This window comes from Vibrio sp. Y29_XK_CS5 (genome assembly GCF_024181835.1).
Classification (GTDB): domain Bacteria; phylum Pseudomonadota; class Gammaproteobacteria; order Enterobacterales; family Vibrionaceae; genus Vibrio; species Vibrio harveyi.
The window spans coordinates 1-21,107 of sequence record NZ_JAMZAM010000009.1 but is presented as its reverse complement, the minus strand read 5'-3'; the positions used below and the strand labels follow the sequence as shown (position 1 = coordinate 21,107).

The following is a 21,107-nucleotide window of genomic DNA, read 5'->3' as shown; positions in this document are numbered from 1 at the left end:
TGGTTATTATTTTTTTACGTTTAAACCAAAAAGCTCTAGTTTCCACTGACGGTCACCACGCTTTAAAGTTACAAATTCACTGTTGATACTGGCTACACGGTAGCCATTGAGTTTCGCTCCCGGCTCAACAATACGGTTATTCAAAATCGCCACGCATTGAGTATTTGGTTTACATACAATACTGTTCAGTGTTGGCAAGCGATATTGTTTTGCTTTCGGCTTTTTTTGCTCTGTGACCGGCTTTTGCCAGCCTAATGGTGCTGTTGGGTCTTGGCTTGCCCAGCTATGACCAGCAACAACTGTCAGCATTAGGGAGATTATGATTTGCTTAACCACCGATAAACTCCTCTCGTGAACCTAAGGTGTAAACTTCCAGTACAAGTTTTGCTTTTGGATATTCTTCCACGTTGTAGCTAAAGCTTCGCCAGTAGTAACTCGCTGGTAAACCTTCTAATTTCGTCAGATAGTTAGCAATTGAAAAGTAATCGCCAGTCAGCTCCATGCGCACAGGGTGTACGTAATAACCCGAGTATTGCGACGCTTCTTTGTCTTCTGTAATTGGTTCAGCAGGTAAAGTTTGTAGAGATACCAAATGAATACCACTTTGCTGCTCTAAGACACTCTCTAACAAACTTGCCATTTGCGAAGGAGTAATCAAATGTTCGATGATCTCTGAAAGTTGCATTGAAAGGTGTTGGCTTTCCATAAGCAATTGAGAGATAGCTTGATCAATTTCCGCGTTCGGATCTTTTTTCAACTGCGCTTGAATACGTAAGATCTCGATTTCTGTCTGTTGATTCGTCTGTTTTAAGTTACGTAGCTGCTTATCGTTACTCGTAACCTCATTCAGTTTTGGCTCCAAGACCAAAGTGAAAAGCAACATCACTACCGTCACTAAACCACACAGTGCGATGAGTACTTTTTCACGCCCGCTCATTTCATCGAAGCGCTCTTCTAACGAGGACCAAAACTCATTCATTTCTCTTTGTCTCCGCGCGTCTTCAATTCAAAGGTCACGATGTTGTCTTCATTACGTCCGATTTTTACGTCATCAAACGTGCGCCCTACAAGGCTAATTTCATTTTTAAACTGGCTTACCCAATTCGGAACTGCGCTTGGCGATCTCGCCAAACCTTGGAGATCTAAAGTCGATGCATCAATACGAATTGCAGACAAAGAAATATTGTTGCTGCCCAACTTGGCTAAAGCCTGCATTACGCCAGAGTAGCCTGTACGTTGTGAATCATCGTACTTACCAACGGCTTTTAATGAGTCACGCTTCGCTTTTACTTCACGCTCTAAACGCGCTTTGGCCGCGATCTTATTGGTGTCTGGCTGATGCTTACGTAATTTGGCTTGTTGGTGTTGAAGTTCTGACTTCATGATATCGCCCTTGCTTTTCACAATCGCAATTTCATCTTCTACACCTTGGCTTTGCCAAGTCACATAACCGTAAGAAACAAAGATCAACGCAGCCGCAACACCCCAAGAAATAGCAACGTTTTTGAGGGTTAATAAATTCTTCTTCGGTTTAAGGAAGTCTGGATAAAGATTGACACGTCGCTCACTGGACGTAGCTAACGCCGTATCTGCCAATACATGACCAGATAGTTCGTGTTCTTCAGTAAGCAGCGGAGAGACTTTGGTGCTTAAGCGGTAGTTAAGCGATTCCACCAGTTCTTGTTCATCTTCATCGTCACAACACACCTTCAGTTGGTGCAACTGAACATGACGCAGTTGAGAAGAGAGGTAATCGATTGAACGCTGTAGCTCTAGCGACAAGCTATCCATTTGCAAGTCACTCGAAGGTACGCCCGTTAGTGGTGGCGTTACACTGCGAATAGAACGGTGGAAAGCGATAGTATGATCAACGAATGCGCTGATACGGAAGTGTCCGCGTGCGCTGCGTTGTAGCAATAAGAAATTACCAAGTTCACCTGAGGTATCACCCCAGATGTCATCTTCAGGAATAATCGCTTCAAGGCTCAGTTGAACTCGACTCGCAAGCAGTACAATCTTATCGAGAATTTTGCGAGAAAGAACATAAGCTTGGACTTTATTCGAGTTTGGTAGCTCTACTGCATCGGCAATAATGTCAATAGCACGCTCAGATATCAGCTCTTTTAACAAAAACGGCAACGCCGATGGCCACTCATTGCGAGGCATAGCAGGCTTGTCGATTTGGTACATCTGATAGTAGTTGTGAGCTAACACAACCGTTAACGAATCATAAGAGCTTGCAGCTACACTTAATGCCTGTTCACAGGCACGTTCCCAATTTGATTCTGAGATCTCAAATTTAGATGGTCGGCTGCTTTTCGTCGGTGATGATAAATAAACTGCGTCTGGCTGAATAACCAAAAAGCAAGTGCGACCACCGACCGATGATCGCTTGAGCTTGTCGAGTACTGCTTTAAAATCCATGATTATTATCTTTATTTTTTTCGCCAGCGATTTCTTCGTCCCAGTTTAACTTGGGATTCAGATTGAGAAGTCGGCGCCGGTGCAGAACGAGGAAGGTACTGCTCTTCAGAAGAGAAGTAACGCCCTTGCCCACCGTGAACACCCAACTCATTAAGCGTGTTCAACTCGTGCTTATTCTCAATACCCACTGCTATTATTTTTGTTTTGCTGTTTGCGGCCGCACCCAACATACTGCGAACAAACAACTGGTTTTCATGTCTCTGATCGATCTTTGTTACCAAGCTGCGATGAAGCTTGAGATAACGAATGTCTACTTCTTTTAAGTAATGCGTGCTGACAATGGTACGTCCGGCCTGCCCAATCATTACGTAGCATTCTAAACCGGACAGCATTTTAGCGACTGGTCGCATAAAGTCTAAGTGTCTTACAAATTGTGCTTCCACAAACTCAAAAATGAGACACTTTCTTTGCTCCCGTGACAATTGTAAGAGTTCATCACGGAACCACTTGAAATATTCTCGCTGCCCAAAAGGCACAACATGAAGATTAAGCACATATTGCTTAGAGCTATCAAAGTTGTGTTTAAAGTCTTTTAAGAATGTACCAATAACGGCGCGATCCATTTGCGCTTCATAGCCGACTTGACGAACGGCAGAAATAAAACGAGAAGCTTTAACAATGCCATTTTCCGGATCGCGAATCCGACATGTTAACTCTTCGTGCAATGGTTTTTTATGCGCCACATCACTTATTGAATAGGCTGATTGTGCGTAGAGTATCACATTTTCAGACGTGAGTGCTGTGTCAAATAGCGTACGCCATCTCACACTGCCTCGTGCTTCTTCATCATGATTCCACTTTTTAAAACGGCTCCAATTATTGTTGTTCTGCAATTGGGCACTACGCAATGCGGTTTCTGCTTCATCAATGATTTGGCTATGACGCTCTCCTTCTTTGTACATGGTGATTCCGATATGACACCAGTTATCAGAATCCAATGGATAAGGAGGATGGAGTTTTTCTAATTGACGAATACATTGAGACGCCAAGTTTGCGACATCTTTCGCTGCTTGGTGAGGTAAGAAAAGCGCAAAGTCAGCATCGTAGTAACGAGAAAATACGACATCGGGATAACGTTGAACTAAATTGGACAGCAAACTACCAATCTCAACGATAAATTCATCGCAAGTTTGTTTGTCCTGTTCTTCTTCTACAGATTTCCAGTCTTGAACTCGTATCAGCATCACTGCACCACGAGCCCCACTTTCTAACAGCGCCGATTCAAGCTTACTATCAAACAAAACTCGGTTTGCTGTACCAGTTAACTTATCGAGGAAAGTTTGAGTACGAATAAAGGTATCAAAGCGACTGCGCTCTTGGCGGGCATCTTGCAGCTCTTCAATTAATACATCCAATGCTTCGCTTGCCGTGTATGGCCATTCTCGCTCATCACCTTTCGCGTATTGCTCAACCCGCCCAGCTAAGATCATACGACCGCGCTCTTCGAGCATTTCAGAGCCAGCAAGTTGTTCTTTGAGCCATGCAACACCACGCATCAAGCAGAAGATGATCAAGATGACCGCGAGCGTAATCGACCACAAAGCTTGCATTGAATAGCCGTAGCCTAAATAAGGAGGAATAGCCTTAAAGTAGATGACATAGTCTTGGTTGTGAGTGAGCTGAAACTCATGCTCAAACAACATGGAACTGTCTATCTTGTGGGAGGTGTCTTTGAAGCGGTATACGACGGCGTTATTCGTCGAGAGCGTCATCTCAACAATGTTACTTGCCTGTAGCATCTTTGGCATCCAACGCTGCATGGAATATGCTGCGTCAGGGTCTTCCATCTCTTTATCAACCACTTCAACGATCCCTTCCAAATAATGGTTGAGATACTCTTGCCCTAGTCGCTTAAAAGAGAGGGTGCCGCCGACAAACAAGATAAACATTGCGCAAATGACGATCATGGTGACAAAAGCCACCAGCCGCGTGCTTAGCTTAAGAGTTGGGGTATACCTCATGAATACCAAATTCCTTTTCTATTCATCATATACCTTGTTGAAATGTTTATACTTGATAAGCGTTCAGTAAACAATCGCATTCGTATGAATGTGAGAAGCTGAGGCGGAAAGAAACAAGGCATCATTCGATATTTGAGAGTTGCTGCCTTTTTGTGGCGATACGGAAATAATGTGAACCACAATGACAGAACATAACGGGAATAAAAAAGCCGCGAAATTCGCGGCCTTTTAAATTCAATATCAATTAGATTTTAGAACGGGATATCGTCGTCAAAATCCATTGGCGGCTCGTTATATTGCGGCTGTTGTTGCTGCGGAGCCTGTTGTTGCTGTTGCTGAGGAGCGTTGTATTGCTGCTGTTGAGCCGGTTGTTGAGGTTGACCCCAGCCGCCTTGTTGCTGCTGTTGTTGACCGCCACCCATTGGAGCGCCACCTTGAGCACGACCGCCAAGCATTTGCATTACGCCATTGAAGCCTTGAACAACCACTTCTGTTGAGTAGCGATCTTGACCACTTTGGTCTTGCCATTTACGAGTTTGAAGTTGACCTTCAACGTAAACTTGAGAACCTTTACGTAGGTACTCACCCGCTACTTCAGCAAGCTTGCCGAATAACACAACACGGTGCCATTCTGTTTTTTCGCGCTGTTCGCCAGTCGCTTTATCACGCCATGACTCAGAAGTTGCAATCGTGATGTTTGCTACTGCACCGCCATTAGGCATGTAACGAATTTCAGGGTCGTTACCTAGATTCCCCACCAAAATAACTTTGTTAATTCCACGGCTGGCCATGATGTGCTCCGTTTCACTCTGGATCTATATATAAAATTTTAGCGCATAAGAATACACGCTTTGGTGTTTTGATTAAAGCCTAATCCCATTGTGTTCTGAGATTAGAAATTGTGGAATCAAAATCTCACTCCAACCTCTAGGCGTAGCATTTTTGATTCGTTTTGCAGATATCGTTTCGTGAACCTTTGAATCTCAACGCATTTCCTCTCTAACGCTATAGCTCCAAATTGTGATTGATGACACCGTATTTGCGTTTTTGACCTCATGGAACTTCACTCAAGGAGATTAGGGCGCGTGAAAAAATCAGCTTATGCGAGAAAATTGTTTTTGATCAGTATGGAAGACGACGCAGAGAAAAAAGTCGAAGCGCTCGTGAAATACACTGATATTGATATCCCTGTCATCTCCACACAAGCACTGATGGAAGCCAATCCAAAGCATCGCAATAAAATCCTGTTGATTGACTTTAGTGAACATAAAACACTCGTACAATCGATCAAAAACTTGCCTTTAATTTGGAAGAATTTTGAAACGGTCATATTCAATGTTCCTAAACGCTTAACCACCGATGAGTTGTTGTCTTTTGGGCAACTAAAAGGCGTATTTTATCAGGAAGACTCTCTAGAGCAGGTAGGTGAAGGCTTGAGAGAAATCGTGAATGGTCAGAACTGGTTGCCAAGAAATGTCACTAGTCAATTGCTTCACTATTATCGCAATGTCCTCAGCACGCACACCGCCCCAGCAACCGTGGACTTAACCATCCGTGAGTTGCAAGTTTTACGTTGTCTTCAGGCAGGAGCATCTAACAATCAAATGGCAGAAGAATTGTTCGTCAGTGAATTCACCATTAAATCTCACCTTTATCAGATATTCAAAAAGCTCTCCGTAAAGAATCGCGTTCAAGCTATCGCTTGGGCAGACCAAAACTTGTTGTCATAAATCAGATGAACAACACAATTTCGCTCATACAGTGATGGCTCATGCTTATTTAGGCTCAAATTGACGTACTTTTTCCTACTTAATTCATGATTCATATGCATCTCTCGTGTTAAAGTGATGCCCAGATTCTTGATTAAAAAATGAGAAAGGATATTCCCCCAATGATTAAAAAATGTCTGTTCCCTGCAGCTGGCTATGGTACGCGCTTCCTCCCAGCGACTAAGTCTATGCCTAAAGAAATGATGCCTGTAGTGAACAAGCCACTGATTGAGTACGGTGTAGAAGAAGCCATCCAAGCTGGCATGAATGGCATGTGCATCGTAACAGGTCGTGGTAAGCACTCAATCATGGACCACTTCGATAAAAACTACGAACTGGAACACCAAATCAGCGGAACAAACAAAGAAGAACTATTGGTTGATATCCGTGAAATCATTGACTCTGCAAACTTCACTTACATTCGCCAGCGTGAGATGAAAGGTCTAGGTCACGCAATCCTTACTGGTCGCGAATTGGTCGGTGATGAACCATTTGCAGTAGTACTTGCCGATGACCTTTGTGTGAACGAGCAGGAAGGCGTGTTGGCTCAAATGGTAGCGCTATTCAAACAGTTCCGTTGTTCAATCGTTGCTGTTCAGGAAGTACCAGAAGAAGAAACTCATAAATACGGCGTAATCTCTGGTGAGATGATTAAAGATGACATCTACCGCGTAGACGACATGGTTGAGAAACCAGAACAAGGTACTGCGCCAAGTAATCTAGCGATCATCGGTCGTTACATCCTAACTCCAGACATTTTCGAACTGATCGAAAACACGGAACCGGGTAAAGGCGGCGAAATCCAAATTACTGACGCACTGCTTAAGCAAGCAAAAGCAGGTTGTGTATTGGCGTACAAATTTAAAGGTCAACGTTTCGACTGTGGTAGCGTAGAAGGTTACATCGAAGCCACAAACTACTGCTTCGAAAACCTATACCTAAAAGACGAAAAGAAGTCTGAGCTAGGTAAACACGCAACAAAGAAAGAAGTGTAAATAACTCAAACTTACTGATTCTAAAGCCCAGCTTAATGCTGGGCTTTCTTTTACTGTTTTTTTGTCCAGTATTTTCTTTGCACATTTCTCACACTATGTAATACTTGCGTCACTTGGTTATACATAGAGCAAAAACGATGGATAAAATAGAAGTTCGTGGTGCCCGCACCCATAACCTCAAAGACATCAACCTCACTATCCCCCGCGATAAACTGATTGTCATTACTGGTTTGAGTGGTTCTGGTAAATCCTCTCTCGCATTCGATACTTTGTATGCTGAAGGTCAAAGACGTTACGTCGAATCCTTATCAGCTTACGCACGCCAGTTTTTGTCTCTTATGGAAAAACCAGATGTTGACCACATAGAAGGTTTGTCTCCTGCAATCTCGATTGAGCAGAAATCAACATCACATAACCCACGCTCTACTGTTGGTACTATTACTGAGGTGTACGACTACCTGCGTCTGCTTTACGCACGCGTTGGTGAACCTCGTTGTCCAACACACCATACGCCTCTAGCAGCACAAACCATCAGCCAAATGGTCGATAAAGTCTTAGAGTTGCCAGAAGGCAGCAAAATGATGCTACTTGCTCCTATCGTGAAAGAGCGTAAAGGTGAGCACGTTAAGACACTGGAGAACCTAGCAGCTCAAGGTTTCATCCGCGCACGTATCGATGGTGAAACTTGCGATCTTTCTGATCCACCGCAGCTAGAACTGCACAAGAAACACACTATTGAAGTGGTTGTGGACCGCTTTAAAGTTCGCCCAGATTTGCAGCAACGTTTAGCTGAATCCTTCGAAACCACGCTAGAGCTTTCTGGTGGTATTGCGGTTGTGGCACCAATGGACGGCGAGGGCGAAGAGGTGATCTTCTCAGCTAACTTTGCTTGCCCTATTTGTGGCTACAGCATGCAAGAACTTGAGCCTCGTTTGTTCTCATTCAACAACCCAGCAGGTGCGTGTGGCACTTGTGATGGTTTAGGTGTGCAGCAATATTTCGACCCAAGTCGAGTTATTCAAGATGAAACGCTGAGTTTGGCACAAGGTGCGATTCGAGGTTGGGATCAAAAGAACTACTATTATTTCCAGATGCTGACTGCACTGGCGGATCATTACGGCTTCGATCTTCACGCACCATTTAACTCTCTACCAAAGAAAACCCAAGACATCATTCTTAAAGGATCGGGGCGTACTGAAGTCGAGTTTAAGTACATTAACGATCGTGGTGACATTCGTGTTAAGCGTCATCCTTTTGAAGGGATTCTGAATACACTTGAACGCCGTTACCGCGATACTGAATCTAACTCAGTACGTGAAGAGCTCGCAAAATACATCTCGACCAAGTCTTGCTCAAGCTGTGGCGGTACACGTCTGCGCCTAGAAGCACGTAACGTTTTTATTGCTGATACGACACTACCAGAGATCGTTGAGCTCAGCATCGCCGACGCATTGGAATTCTTCCACTCATTGCAACTAGAAGGTCAACGCGCCCAAATCGCTGAAAAAGTGATGAAGGAAATCAACGACCGCTTGCAGTTCTTAGTTAACGTGGGTTTGAACTACCTCAACTTATCGCGCAGCGCGGAAACCCTATCGGGTGGTGAAGCTCAACGTATTCGTTTAGCAAGCCAAATTGGTGCTGGTTTAGTGGGCGTCATGTATGTTCTAGATGAGCCATCGATTGGTCTCCACCAGCGTGATAACGAACGCCTATTGAAAACCCTAACCCACTTAAGAGATTTGGGTAACACAGTATTAGTGGTTGAGCACGATGAAGATGCGATTCGTTGCGCTGATCACGTGATCGATATCGGTCCAGGCGCAGGTGTACACGGTGGTAACGTGGTCGCTGAAGGTACGATGGACGAGATTATCGCCAATCCGAACTCACTGACTGGTCAGTACCTCAGTGGCGCGAAAGAGATTGCGGTACCAAAAGAGCGTACGCCACGCGATCCAAAGAAAACCGTTGAACTACTTGGTGCAACAGGTAATAACTTAAAGAATGTCGATCTTTCCGTTCCTGCTGGCTTGTTCAGTTGTATCACCGGTGTATCCGGTTCAGGTAAGTCGACTCTGATCAACGATACCTTCTTTAAGATTGCCCATACTCAATTAAACGGTGCAACAACTGCGCACCCTTCACCATACAAAGCGATCAAAGGTTTAGAGCACTTCGATAAAGTTATCGACATTGACCAAAGCCCTATCGGTCGCACACCACGTTCAAACCCTGCCACTTACACAGGCATATTTACTCCGATTCGTGAACTGTTTGCGGGTACACAAGAGTCGCGCTCTCGCGGGTACAAACCGGGGCGCTTTAGCTTTAACGTTCGTGGTGGTCGCTGTGAAGCCTGTCAGGGCGACGGCGTAATCAAGGTGGAAATGCACTTCTTACCTGACGTTTACGTTCCTTGTGATGTGTGTAAAGGTAAACGCTACAACCGCGAAACACTTGAGGTTCGTTACAAAGGCAAGACCATTGATGAAGTACTAGAAATGACGGTAGAAGATGCACGTACTTTCTTCGACCCGGTGCCAGCGATTGCTCGTAAGCTGCAAACGCTAATGGATGTTGGTTTGTCTTACATTCGCTTAGGTCAAGCAGCAACTACGTTGTCAGGTGGTGAAGCTCAGCGTGTGAAACTGGCTCGAGAGCTGTCTAAGCGTGATACTGGTAAAACCTTATACATTTTGGATGAGCCGACAACCGGTCTGCACTTCCACGATATCCAGCAGCTACTAACTGTACTGCACCGTCTGCGAGACCACGGAAATACCGTTGTCGTCATTGAGCACAACCTCGATGTAATTAAGACGGCAGACTGGATTATTGACTTAGGTCCTGAAGGTGGACAAGGCGGCGGTGAGATCATCGCACAAGGAACGCCTGAAGATGTGTCTCAGATCGAAGGTTCGCACACAGCTCGCTTCCTTAAGCCTATGTTGAAGTAGAAAAAACAGGTAAAGTACAAAGACCAGCCAATGCTGGTCTTTTTTCATTCAAAACAACACAATAACTATGGCAACTATACACGTCAGTGGAACTAAGCTTTCTCCAGGGAAAGTCCAAGTTCCTCTTAACCGCAAGTTTCTCATCGCGTTAGCAGCTCTCTTTCTGTTGGCGATGCACTTCTTTATGCCAAATCCGGGTGGCTCTGGACTAGCACTGTCTTTTAATGCGACCACGTGGATTGCGTTCAGCTTTGCACTTGGTATTGGCTGCTACCAACTTGCGACCAATCGTGTATTACGCTATTCCAAATTAACAATCGGTCTGTTGATCAGCTGTATCATCATGACGCTACCTATCTTCTACCCCAATGCGGATAGTGCGCTCGCAGCAAATAAACTAATTGGTCTGTGGTGCGGCATGTTGTTCTTCGTTGTACTGCAGCAGTTCCACTTCAGTAACAAGCATCGCCAGCGCTTGTTGTGGTTTATTGTCCTTGCCGTTGTTATCGAAGCGATTTTCGGTTTAACGCAATATCTTTACCTTAAACCAGGAAACGTATTTGGATACGACACGATAGCTAACCGCCCTTATGGCATCTTCCAGCAACCAAATGTCATGGCGAGCTTCCTTGCAACTGGTTTAGTGATTGCCAGCTATCTACTCGCCAGACAACCTTACAAATATTCTCGTAAACTCAGCGATATTTACCTGTTGTACGCCGTACCTGTACTGACACTACCTCTTATCGTTGCCCTTGCCTCTCGTACTGGTTGGCTAGCATCCATCATTGCTATTTTGCTGGTGATTCCATACATGTATCGCTTTGCAACGCGTGCACGTTTTGTTCGATGGGTAATGGCGATGGCAACAGGTCTCGCGCTGTCGATTGTGGTGATGAATATTGCCTTCCCAGATGGAAACGGTCTTGCCAGTGAAAAGGTGAATATGGAGTCACCACGTGCTTACACCTTCCCACAAACATTGGACATGGTGATTGAGAAGCCATTCACTGGGTACGGTTACGGCAAGTTTGAGTCAGAATACATGCTATACACAGCGCGTCAGCATGCACTCAATGAAAGTTATCCTGCGGGCTTGCCATCGATGGATCACCCGCACAATGAATTGTTGTACTGGGCGGTAGAGGGCGGATTGTTGCCAATTCTGGGGATCTTTTTGGCAATGGCGTTAGTGCTATATCGCATCTACCAAGCCAAACGCGGTACTCGCTTAGCACTGCTGGCACTGTTTATTCCAATCGTGCTGCACTCGCAATTAGAATATCCCTTCTATCATTCATTGGTGCATTGGCTGATCTTTGTGATTCTGCTTTATTGGGTCGACCAACGAGTTTCTCGTTACCGCCAAGCACCGTTTAGCAAAGTAACCAAAAGTTTATTGCGAGTATGTAGCCTCGTCATTCCAGCAGTATTTACTTTCTATATGGTTAGCGCATTGCACACCAACTATGTCTTAACCAAGTTTGAAACAACGCGCCCGACCAACCCGGACATCTTGAATCAGGTGACAAATCCTGTGGTTTGGAAAGATCGTTTCGATTGGGATGTATACAGTACTTTCTTAAACATCGGCTTATATAAACAAGATCCAACCTTGATTCAGCCTTACATTGATTGGTCTCTGGAAATCATTAAAGACAAGCCACGCCCAGCGTTTTACAACAACTTGATACTGGCATATCAAGGGTTGGATGACACAAGCAAGGCAGAACAAATTCGCGCTGAGGCACAGTTCTTGTTCCCTAAAATTGATTTCAGTGGCGTCAACTATCAGCCACCTTCTCAAGCTATCTCAGCCTCACCAACACCAACGTCCAGCGCTGAGCAATAAATACAAAAAAGCGAAGGAATAACCTTCGCTTTTCTTTACCTCATTACCGAGGCGATTTACTCAGTCAGTGACTCTTCCAAAGCTCGCAAACACAAAGCAACATTTTCAGGTCGAGCACCATAGCCCATCAGTCCAATTCGCCATGCTTTACCAGCAAGTGCACCAAGACCTGCACCAATCTCTAGGTTGTAGGTTTCAAGTAAGTGATTGCGCACTTTTGCTTCATCAATTCCTTCAGGGACATAAATCGCATTCAATTGCGGTAGTCGATATTCTTCTTCTACCACGAATTCAAAACCTAGTTTTTGCAGACCTGCTTTGAGTTTCTCGTGCATTAACTGGTGACGCGCCCATGCATTTTCTAAACCTTCATTTTTAAGGATAAGTAGAGCTTCATGCAGAGCATACAAGCTGTTTACTGGCGCAGTGTGGTGATAGCTGCGTTTGCCTTCTCCACTCCAGTAACCTAATACTAAGCTTTGATCCAAGAACCAGCTTTGAACCGGTGTCGTCCTGGATTGAATCTTCTCAATAGCAGCCGGAGAAAGAGTCACTGGCGATAAGCCGGGAACACAAGACAAACATTTTTGGCTGCCAGAATACACAGCATCTAACAGCCATTCATCGACTTTGAGAGGTACACCACCAAGCGAAGTCACGGCATCGACAATCGATAGCAAACCGTATTGCTTCGCAAGCTTACCCAAGGCCTGGGCGTCACTTACCGCGCCCGTCGATGTTTCTGCATGAACAAAAGCAAGAATCTTAGCATCAGGGTGCTGCTTTAACGCTTCTTCAACTTTATCGACCGATACAGGCGTTCCCCACTCATCATCGACGACAACCGCTTCCCCACCAGCACGAACCACGTTTTCACGCATACGCTCACCGAAAACACCATTGCGGCAGACGATGACTTTGTCGCCCTTTTCAATCAAGTTGACAAAGCACGTTTCCATACCTGCACTACCCGGCGCAGAGACTGCGATAGTAAATTCATTTTCCGTTTGGAAAGCGTATTTAAGCAGTTGTTTTAGTTCATCCATCATAGCAATGAAAAGTGGGTCTAGGTGACCAACCGTTGGACGGCTAAGCGCTTGTAAAACCTGAGGTGAAATATCAGATGGACCAGGTCCCATCAAAATACGATGTGGGGGAATAAAGCTTTGGATCGGCATGTCAGCTCCTTGATTGCAGTCATTCATCCTGAGCGTTATAAAAGTTCTATTCAAAAGGTTGGCTCAGGTATCAAAGTTTTCACCCTAATAGATTTTTCCTCTATCGGCAATTAGCCCTAAGTATAGAGGTCAAACCACTGTCACAAATTCGTTAATAAAAACTTTCATAATGGTTGAGATATTGGTTGACAATGTGACAGCAAAACCGTTCAATGTTTAAGCTTTATGCAGAAGAGGAGCACTACCCAGGCAGGTGATTTGTGGAGCCGCAATTCCAATACCAATCACTCAGGGGGAGTAGTGCCGAGGTAAGTCAAAGTTGCAGGATTTGACTTGTCGGTTGACTTGGGTTGAGTCCCATCAACTGTCATCAGCGCCGTATGATGAAGAGCTTCTGAGGGTAAATTTTCAAATTACATTCTAACTACCTCTCTATTTGCTCTGTTCCTTTCCTCACCAAACATTGGATGTATTGGGCAACCAATTAATTGTTGTTATTGTTTCAGGAAGTCGTGGGAGAACGCAGTGAGCGCATTTAACGTAGCAAAATTCGGTGGAACCAGTGTTGCCAACTTTGAGGCAATGAGTCGTTGCTCCACTATCATAGAAAACAACCCAAATACTCGTCTTGTCGTCAGCAGCGCTTGCTCAGGTGTCACTAACTTATTGGTTGAGCTGGCAAATGGTGTTCAAGACCAAGAACATCGAGCAGAAGTACTTCAGAAACTAGCAGGTATCCACGAATCGATTCTGTCGCAGCTAGAAAACGCAACCGAAGCAGCAGCTGAGGTTTATTCGATTCTTGATACCGTCACGAGCTTGGCAGAGGCTGCTTCAATCCAAGCAAGCACCAAACTGACAGACCATTTAGTCGCTTGTGGTGAATTAATGTCGACTCATATCCTTGCACAACTAATGCGTGAGCGTGGTGTGAACGCAGTTCGTTTTGATATTCGCGACGTGCTAAAAACCGATGGTAATTTTGGTCGAGCTGAACCTAATGTCGAGACAATTTCGCAGCTAGCACAAGAAAAGTTAGTACCACTTTGCCAAGAATACGTGGTTATCACCCAAGGTTTTATTGGCTCAGATGAAGAAGGTAATACCACCACGCTTGGTCGTGGCGGCAGTGACTACAGTGCAGCACTCATTGCAGAAGGTGTGAAAGCAGCAGGTCTAGAGATTTGGACCGACGTACCGGGCATCTATACCACAGACCCACGTATCGCCTCAAAAGCAGCGCCAATCCCAGAGATCAGCTTTAGCGAAGCATCAGAGATGGCAAACTTCGGCGCAAAAATTCTACACCCTTCAACGCTAGTTCCGGCACTTCGTCACGACATCCCTGTATTCGTAGGCTCGTCTAAAGAACCGGAAAAAGGTGGTACATGGATCCGCCACCAAGTAGAGAGCTCACCTTTATTCCGAGCACTTGCTCTGCGCTGCAACCAAACCATGGTGACATTACGCAGTGCTAACATGTTCCACGCATACGGCTTCTTAGCCAAAGTATTTGAGATCCTAGCGAAGCACAAAATCTCTGTAGATCTGATCACCACATCTGAAATCAGTGTGTCACTCACTCTTGACCAAACAGACACGTCTGGCGGTGCTCCTCAGTTACCACAAGCCGCGCGTGAAGAGCTTGAAGAGCTATGTAAAGTAGAAGTAGAACACGACCTATGTCTCGTCGCTCTGATTGGTAACAACATGAGTGAAAGCAAAGGCTACGCGAAGCAAGTATTTGGCACGCTAGAAGACTTCAACCTACGTATGATCTGTTACGGAGCAAGCCCGCATAACCTGTGCTTCCTTGTTCACGAATCCGTATCTCGACAAGCAATCCAAAAATTACACACCGAGTTGTTTGAGCAATAAAGTACTTTCAATCACTAATAAACAAGGGCTGCAAATTGCAGCCCTTTTAGTTTCAAGACGGTTTGGTTAACCGTTAATGTTGGGACCTAACCATTTTTCCGCTTCGATCCTATCCCAGCCTTTACGATCAGCATAGCTTTGCAGCTGATCTTCTTGGATCTGAGCGATCGCAAAGTAACGAGAATCAGGATGCGAGAAGTACCAACCCGATACGGATGCTCCTGGGTACATCGCATAACTCGATGTCAGTGACATACCAATGTTTTCTTCAACATTCATAAGCTCCCAAAGCGGTCCTTTCTCAGTATGCTCTGGACATGCTGGATAGCCAGGAGCAGGACGAATACCTTGGTATTTCTCACGAATCAGTTCTTCATTCGACAGAGCTTCATCCGCAGCGTAACCCCAAATCTCTTTGCGCACGCGCTCATGTAGATACTCAGCAAATGCTTCCGCCAAACGGTCCGCTACTGCTTGGATCATGATGGCATTGTAATCATCACCCTGTGCTTTGTATTCGTCAGCAAGTTCACGCTCACCGATACCACCAGTTACTGCAAAAGCACCAACCCAATCGCGCTTACCAGACTCTTTCGGTGCAACATAATCAGACAGACAGTAGTTGAAGCCTTTTGGTTTCTCCGTTTGCTGGCGCAAGTTATGCAGCACTTTCGCCACTTCAGTTCGCGACTCGTCGGTGTAAACTTCAATATCATCACCCACGCTTGCAGCAGGAAACAGACCACACATACCGCGCGCTTTGAGTAAGCCTTCACGCTCAACACGATCCAATAACTCATTAGCGTCTTTGTACAGGCGCTGCGCCTCTTCACCCACTTCTTCATGGTCAAAGATTGTTGGGTATTTACCGACTAATGACCAAGTCATAAAGAAAGGTGTCCAGTCGATGTACTTACGCAAAGTAGACACTTCAAAGTCATCAAAGATATGGATGCCCGGCTTCACAGGAGCAGGAGGCGTATACTTATCCCAATCAATCGCAACTTTGTTCGCTCTTGCTTCTTCTAAAGTAACAGGCTTAGTGCGCGGCTTCTTACGGTTATGCTGATCACGCACGCGTTCATAGTCCACGTCCAGCTTCTCAACAAAGCCAGGACGAAGTTCGTCTGAAAGTAATGATGTACATACACCAACCGCACGAGAAGCGTTATTGACGTAAACCACTGGATGTTTGTAGTTCTGCTCAATCTTAACCGCCGTATGCGCTTTGGATGTTGTTGCACCACCAATCAGAAGTGGAAGATCGAAATCAAGACGTTCCATTTCTTTCGCGACATGCACCATTTCATCGAGAGACGGTGTGATCAAACCAGAAAGACCAATAATGTCGACGTTTTCTTCTTTGGCTACCTTGAGGATCTTCTCACATGGCACCATGACGCCAAGATCGATGATCTCGTAGTTGTTACATTGTAGAACCACGCCAACAATGTTCTTACCGATATCGTGCACGTCACCTTTTACCGTAGCCAACAAAATCTTACCGTTGGAAGAACCTGCTTGCTTCTCTTTATTGATAAAAGGCTCTAAGTGCGCTACCGCCTGCTTCATAACACGCGCTGATTTCACTACCTGCGGAAGGAACATCTTACCTTCACCAAATAAGTCACCAACCACGTTCATGCCGTCCATCAATGGACCTTCAATGACTTCAAGTGGCTTAGAGGCATTAAGGCGAGCTTCTTCGGTATCTTCAACGATGAACTCAGTAATGCCTTTAACCAGCGCATGCTCTAGACGTTTTTCTACCGCCCAAGTACGCCACTCTAGTGCAGAAGCATCTTCTTCTTTGCCGACACCCTTTCCGGCGTATTCTGCCGCGATATCAAGTAGTCGCTCGGTCGAATCATCACGGCGGTTAAGAACCACATCTTCTACTGCTTCACGTAACTTATCAGGAACGTTATCGTAAATTTCTAACTGACCCGCGTTCACGATGCCCATGTCCATACCGTTTTTAAAACAGTGGTATAGGAACACCGCGTGAATCGCTTCACGAACGTAGTTGTTACCGCGGAATGAGAAGGAAACGTTAGAGACACCACCGGAGATCATCGCGTGAGGCAAGTCGCGCTTAATGTCGGCAACCGCTTCGATGAAATCCACGGCGTAGTTGTTATGCTCTTCGATGCCCGTCGCAACCGCAAAGATGTTCGGGTCAAAGATGATGTCTTCTGGTGGGAAGCCGACTTCATCAACCAAGATACGATAAGCATTAGTACAGATTTCTAGCTTACGCTCACGTGTTTCTGCCTGACCAACTTCGTCAAACGCCATAACGATAACTGCAGCACCATAGCGACGGATCAGCTTTGCTTGCTCAACAAACTTCTCTTTACCTTCTTTCAAAGAGATGGAGTTTACGATGCCCTTGCCCTGAATACACTTCAGACCCGCCTCGATAACCTCCCATTTAGAAGAGTCGACCATGATAGGCACTTTAGAGATCTCAGGCTCAGATGCGCATAGGTTTAGGAAGCGAACCATACAGGCTTCTGCATCCAACATGCCTTCATCCATGTTGATGTCGATAATCTGAGCGCCGTTCTCAACTTGTTGTCGGGCGACCTCTAGCGCTTCATCATAGAGCTCTTCTTTGATCAAACGTTTAAATCGAGCAGAACCAGTAACGTTAGTACGCTCACCTACGTTAATAAACAGCGTCTCTTTTTCAATAGTAAGAGGCTCAAGACCGGATAAACGACAAGCAACCGTAAGCTCAGGCAAATCACGAGGTTTCACGCCGTCAACTGCCATTGCCATATGGCGAATATGCTCTGGAGTGGTACCACAACAACCACCAATTAGGTTAAGGAAACCACTCTCCGCCCATTCTCTAACGTGTTCCGCCATATCTTCTGGCGAAAGGTCATACTCACCAAAAGCATTCGGTAGACCCGCGTTTGGGTGAGTAGAAACAAAAGATTCAGAAATACGAGAAAGCTCTTCTACGTACGGGCGCAGTTCGTCAGGACCAAGCGCACAGTTCAAACCAAATGAAATAGGGTTAACATGACGAAGAGAGTTATAGAAGGCTTCCGTTGTTTGACCAGAAAGCGTACGTCCAGAAGCATCGGTAATGGTACCGGAGATCATAACTGGCAACTCGATGCCTAGTTCTTCGAAGACGCTATCAACCGCGAAGGCACAAGCTTTCGCGTTAAGTGTATCGAAGATAGTCTCGATCAGAATAAGGTCAGAGCCACCTTTGATCAGCGCTCGAGTTGATTCTGAATAAGCTTCAACAAGCTCATCGAAGCTGACGTTACGATAGCCCGGATCGTTTACATCAGGGGAGATAGAACAAGTACGGTTTGTTGGACCAAGCACACCCGCGACATAACGTGGGCACTCTGGCGTTTTTGCCGTCCACTCATCAGCGGCTTCACGCGCAAGCTTTGCAGCGGCAAAGTTGATTTCCTCACTCAGGCTTTCCATCTCATAGTCAGCCATCGCAATCGTCGTCGCGTTAAAGGTGTTAGTTTCAAGAATATCAGCGCCTGCTTCTAAGTAAGCGCTGTGAATTTCCTTAATCAATTGAGGCTGAGTGAGCACCAACAAATCGTTGTTGCCTTTTAGATCACAATGCCAATCCGCAAAGCGCTCTCCTCGATAGTCTTGCTCTTCAAGTTTATATCCCTGAATCATGGTGCCCATACCACCATCGATCAGCAAGATACGTTGCTTTAATTGAGCTTCAATCTGTTGTCTTACATTACTTCCCACAGTACAGCCTCATTCCTTTAGTTATCTCTCCATCCTATCACACAAATTAAAGGAGTCTAGACGTCTAAAATGCGAATTACTGATTATTTTGTCTCCGTCGAGTTACAAAATAATCTCGAAAAAATGTTTGCTATTTAGTCAACATCGTCCGAGAATTCCATTCATAAAATGTTACAAATAGAGAGCTCTATGTCGGTCTATCATACTTTATGTTTTCTATCTGCAGCCGCAATGGTTATTGCCTTTGTAAACAGTAAGATAGGAAAGATGCAAACCACCATCGCAATCACTGCCGGTTCGATGATTCTTTCACTCCTCATTCTAATCGCAGGTCAAAATGATTGGTTTCATCTCACCGAGATAGCGACCGAAACGGTTACCAGCATTAACTTCGAGGATTTTCTTCTTAAAGGTATCCTCGGATTCCTACTTTTTGCCGGTGGTTTGGGTATCAAACTCCCTAACCTCAAAGATCAAAAATGGGAAATCACTGTACTCGCTTTAGGTGCAACACTCTTCTCAACCTTCTTTATCGGTTTTGTACTTTACGGCTTCTGCCAAGTTATCGGCATTCAATTTGACCTCGTCTACTGTCTGCTCTTTGGTGCGCTTATCTCCCCAACCGACCCGATTGCAGTACTCGCCATTGTTAAAAAGCTTAATGCACCAAAACGAATCTCTACACAGATCGAAGGTGAATCTCTGTTTAACGACGGCTTTGGTCTGGTAATTTTCGTAACACTATTCACCATCGCCTTCGGTACTGAAGCTCCTACCGTTGGCAGTGTGACACTTCTATTTGTTCAAGAAGCGATTGGCGGCATCGTTTATGGCTTCGTACTAGGTCTTATTTTCCACTACTTAATCAGCGCCACTGATGACCACTCAATGGAGCTATTGCTTACTATTGGTGTGCCAACCGCTGGTTACGCATTTGCTGAATACCTTCATGTTTCGGGTCCACTTGCAATGGTAGTATCGGGCATCATGATCGGTAACTGGACGCGCTTTATTGGCTTCTCTAAAGAGAGTGAAGATCATCTAGACCACTTTTGGGAATTGGTCGATGAGTTCTTAAATGGCGTGCTATTCCTTCTTATTGGTATGTCGATGCTGCTGTTCGAATTCCACAAAGAAGACTGGATCATGATGGCAATTTCAGTACCACTAGTACTGGCTGCTCGCTATCTAAGCGTGTTCATTTCTTACATCGGATTTAAGCGCTATAGAAAATATAATCCTTGGTCTATTAAGATCTTAACTTGGGGTGGCTTGCGCGGCGGCCTCGCTCTAGCTATGGCACTATCAATCCCATCGGGTATCTTAGTTATTCCAGAGAAATTGATTGATGTGAAAGAGATCATCATGGTGATGACCTACTCGGTGGTTGTGTTCTCAATCCTGATTCAAGGCTCCACCATTACGCCAATGATCGAGAAAGCGAAACAAGCAGAGAAAGACATGGAAGCAGAAGTTTCATCGGAACCACAAGAAGCAAAAGCATCTCAAGAATAAGTACCGCGATAATTCTTAAAAAAAGGCAGCCAACTGGCTGCCTTTTTTATACTTTGTTCGCGACTAGACCTCTAGACAATATTCTATTCCCTAGCCCAGCACCTTTTATAGTTCGATCAACCAAATGCAGCCAAAGTGGTAATGAATAGCTTCAACTTGAGAAAAATCTACGGGAATGCATAAAGATGGCTAGCAAAATCTATCAGATTCACTTTTGCAAACCTCGAGATCTTTACTAGCGAGGACAAAACGTTCTATGTGAGTGTGACGAAGTCCAAACATTAATGCTCAAGCAAATTTACGAGCCACTGAGCTCTAGTTGAAAAGTCAATGAGTATCTAAATACAAAAGTTGTTCTGTCGAACCACGTCGTTGTGTGGTGTTTTTCTGAATAAGAGTAATTAAGGTAGGGACGTCGGAAGAAATTGCAGGTTACCTGAAACTTTTGCGGGCTCGTTTCCTAGAAAGAGGGAATCGTACTCTAGAAACGACAAAACCCAGTCCGGAGACTAGGTTTCTAAATAAGTGGCGGAGCGGTTGGACTTGCACTCAATTGGACTCGCACACGAGCGGAGTTCATACACCAATAGGTGAATTTGAATTGTTAGATACGAAAAAGCCCTAGCATTTCTGCTAGGGCTTTGTCTGAATAAGTGGCGGAGCGGACGGGACTCGAACCCGCGACCCCCGGCGTGACAGGCCGGTATTCTAACCAACTGAACTACCGCTCCGCACTGGTTAGACCTAAAGTCTAAGTTTTTGTCTTCA

Annotated in this window: 13 protein-coding genes, 1 tRNA gene and 1 riboswitch; of the genes, 6 read left to right on the top strand and 8 right to left on the bottom strand. The window is 45.1% G+C overall.

Translation table 11 applies throughout. The annotated features are described in order from the left end of the window. Positions 1-6 precede the first annotated feature (6 nt). From NL647_RS24395 to NL647_RS24375, 5 genes are all read right to left on the bottom strand, one after another. Entirely contained in the window at positions 7-336 is a 330-nt protein-coding gene (locus tag NL647_RS24395; protein WP_005444329.1) for a hypothetical protein, read from the bottom strand. Further along, positions 329-979 (bottom strand): type II secretion system protein GspM, encoded by a 651-nt coding sequence (gene gspM, locus NL647_RS24390; protein ID WP_005444327.1) that lies wholly within the window; start codon positions 977-979, stop codon positions 329-331. Before gspM ends, NL647_RS24395 begins: the two co-directional genes overlap by 8 nt. After that, on the bottom strand, positions 976-2,424 hold the full coding sequence (locus tag NL647_RS24385; RefSeq protein WP_005444325.1) for an MSHA biogenesis protein MshI: 1,449 nt from the start codon (positions 2,422-2,424) through the stop codon (positions 976-978). Before NL647_RS24385 ends, gspM begins: the two co-directional genes overlap by 4 nt. A gap of 11 nt (positions 2,425-2,435) precedes the next feature. Beyond that, positions 2,436-4,445: an RNase E specificity factor CsrD gene (csrD, locus tag NL647_RS24380; protein ID WP_253650752.1), complete on the bottom strand. Its 2,010-nt coding sequence runs from the start codon at positions 4,443-4,445 to the stop codon at positions 2,436-2,438. 251 nt (positions 4,446-4,696) lie between these two features. Then, positions 4,697-5,236, bottom strand: a complete 540-nt coding sequence (locus tag NL647_RS24375) for a single-stranded DNA-binding protein (protein WP_005444320.1) — start codon at positions 5,234-5,236, stop codon at positions 4,697-4,699. A 294-nt stretch (positions 5,237-5,530) separates the two neighbouring features. On the opposite strand from NL647_RS24375, the gene NL647_RS24370 reads away from it, so the two are divergent. The 4 genes from NL647_RS24370 (at position 5,531) to NL647_RS24355 (ending at position 12,021) form a co-directional block, all read left to right on the top strand. Continuing rightward, entirely contained in the window at positions 5,531-6,175 is a 645-nt protein-coding gene (locus NL647_RS24370) for a LuxR C-terminal-related transcriptional regulator (protein ID WP_009698824.1), read from the top strand. 161 nt (positions 6,176-6,336) lie between these two features. Further along, positions 6,337-7,209: a UTP--glucose-1-phosphate uridylyltransferase GalU gene (gene galU, locus NL647_RS24365; protein ID WP_005444317.1), complete on the top strand. Its 873-nt coding sequence runs from the start codon at positions 6,337-6,339 to the stop codon at positions 7,207-7,209. 137 nt (positions 7,210-7,346) lie between these two features. Continuing rightward, on the top strand, positions 7,347-10,169 hold the full coding sequence (gene uvrA / locus NL647_RS24360; RefSeq protein WP_253650751.1) for an excinuclease ABC subunit UvrA: 2,823 nt from the start codon (positions 7,347-7,349) through the stop codon (positions 10,167-10,169). Positions 10,170-10,236: 67 nt separating this feature from the next. Further along, a complete protein-coding gene (locus tag NL647_RS24355; RefSeq protein WP_017187912.1) occupies positions 10,237-12,021 on the top strand; it encodes a PglL family O-oligosaccharyltransferase in 1,785 nt (594 codons plus the stop codon). Positions 12,022-12,077: 56 nt separating this feature from the next. Here NL647_RS24355 and NL647_RS24350 read toward each other — a convergent pair whose 3' ends face one another. Beyond that, on the bottom strand, positions 12,078-13,199 hold the full coding sequence (locus NL647_RS24350; RefSeq protein ID WP_253650750.1) for an alanine--glyoxylate aminotransferase family protein: 1,122 nt from the start codon (positions 13,197-13,199) through the stop codon (positions 12,078-12,080). 223 nt (positions 13,200-13,422) lie between these two features. Further along, a riboswitch (Lysine riboswitch) is annotated at positions 13,423-13,601 on the top strand. 123 nt (positions 13,602-13,724) lie between these two features. On the opposite strand from NL647_RS24350, the gene lysC reads away from it, so the two are divergent. Beyond that, positions 13,725-15,077 (top strand): lysine-sensitive aspartokinase 3, encoded by a 1,353-nt coding sequence (gene lysC, locus NL647_RS24345; RefSeq protein WP_005444309.1) that lies wholly within the window; start codon positions 13,725-13,727, stop codon positions 15,075-15,077. A gap of 66 nt (positions 15,078-15,143) precedes the next feature. Here lysC and metH read toward each other — a convergent pair whose 3' ends face one another. Further along, positions 15,144-18,824, bottom strand: a complete 3,681-nt coding sequence (gene metH, locus NL647_RS24340; RefSeq protein ID WP_253650749.1) for a methionine synthase — start codon at positions 18,822-18,824, stop codon at positions 15,144-15,146. A gap of 189 nt (positions 18,825-19,013) precedes the next feature. On the opposite strand from metH, the gene NL647_RS24335 reads away from it, so the two are divergent. Then, positions 19,014-20,339 (top strand): sodium:proton antiporter, encoded by a 1,326-nt coding sequence (locus NL647_RS24335; RefSeq protein ID WP_253650748.1) that lies wholly within the window; start codon positions 19,014-19,016, stop codon positions 20,337-20,339. A gap of 654 nt (positions 20,340-20,993) precedes the next feature. On the opposite strand, the gene NL647_RS24330 is transcribed toward NL647_RS24335, so the two are convergent. Then, positions 20,994-21,070, bottom strand: a tRNA-Asp gene (locus NL647_RS24330). Positions 21,071-21,107: the final 37 nt, after the last annotated feature.